Annotated in this window: 1 protein-coding gene; it reads left to right on the top strand. The window is 68.1% G+C overall.

The features are described from left to right. Window positions 1–170 precede the first annotated feature (170 nt). Window positions 171–953: an alpha/beta fold hydrolase gene (locus tag WDV86_RS01715; protein ID WP_339565855.1), complete on the top strand. Its 783-nt coding sequence runs from the start codon at window positions 171–173 to the stop codon at window positions 951–953. Window positions 954–1344 lie beyond the last annotated feature (391 nt).

Genomic DNA, 1344 nt, shown 5'->3' with positions numbered 1-1344 from the left:
GCTGAGGATCGCGACACGATCGTGAGACGCCGGCGCTGACACAGCCGTGAGACGCCGCAGGTCAAGCCCACGGCGCCTACGACAAGTTCAGCGAGTCCCTACAGGAGCGCCAGCGTCACGCAGCCCTCGTCGGTGGACAGGTCTCTACAGGTGAGTTAGCGTTCACGAATGTGTCGCTTAATCACGTAAGACGAGGGAGCGGCAGGCCGCTGTTACTCATTCACGGTCTGGGTGCAGGGTGGAGATCTTGGTCCCCGATCCTCGGAGCACTGGCCGAGCACCGTGAGGTCATCGCCGTTGACCTACCAGGGTTCGGTGAGACACCCCCCTTGACCGGCGAGGTCTCGATCGCCACCTTGACTGACTCCGTCGCGGACTTCATCCGCGAACAGGGACTAGACGGGGTCTCGACCGTCGGCCAGTCGATGGGCGGCCGGATGGTGCTCGAGCTCGCGCGGCGGGGACTTGGCGGCGACACCGTGGCCTTGGACCCGGGCGGCTTCTGGAGCGACCGCGAGGTCTTCGCCTTCGGCGCCACGCTGCGACCCTCGATCAAGCTGGTGCGAGCGCTACGGCCCCTGTTGCCAGCACTGCTCGGAAGCTCGGTGGGCAGGACGCTGCTGCTGGCGCAGCTGTCGGCGCGGCCCTGGGCGCTCTCGCGCGACACCGTGCTGGCGGACGTGCGTGGGCTGGCCGACTTTCCGGTGAATGGCACGGCCCTGGACGCCCTGATCCATGGGCCCAAGCAACAGGGAGCGCCTGCTGGCACCGTGACCGGCCGGGTCACGATCGGTTGGGGGCGTCGTGACTTGGTGACCGTACCGAAACAGGCCGCACGCGCTGTGGAGCTCTTCCCCGACGCGGTGCTGCACTGGTTCGAGCGGTGCGGTCATTTCCCACAATGGGACGCGCCGCAGGAAGCAACCCGACTGATCCTCGACAGCACTCAGTGAGGACTGCTGCCCGGTCTGCCAAGCGCCATCACCGGTCGCCGTAGGCGGATTGACAGCGTGACGCTGATCGGCCAGCGATTCCGAGTGGGACGGCCACGGGGGCGGCGGCGCTGAACTGGCATCGAGCGGCCGCAGCTGCGCCGCTGGGGGGTCCCCAGCGGGACGAGGACCGGCCACCCACTGTCAGTGGCAGACGCTCACGCCACGGTGCTCCCTGCCTCGAACCACCTCGCCGCCGACGACGCCGGCGACCTGCAGGAGCGCCCCGGCTCTGACACGAAACCTGGACAGTGACACGCAGGTGACGTGCGTGTAGGAACTCGCTGAACTTGTCGTAGGCGCCGCGGGCTGACCTGCGGCGTCTCACGGCCGTGTCAGCGCCGGCGTCTCG

Source organism: Pseudokineococcus sp. 1T1Z-3, from assembly GCF_037482365.1.
In the GTDB taxonomy this organism is placed as follows: Bacteria; Actinomycetota; Actinomycetes; order Actinomycetales; family Quadrisphaeraceae; genus Pseudokineococcus.
Note: the sequence above shows the minus strand (reverse complement) of the source record. Positions and strands in the feature narration are given on the sequence as shown.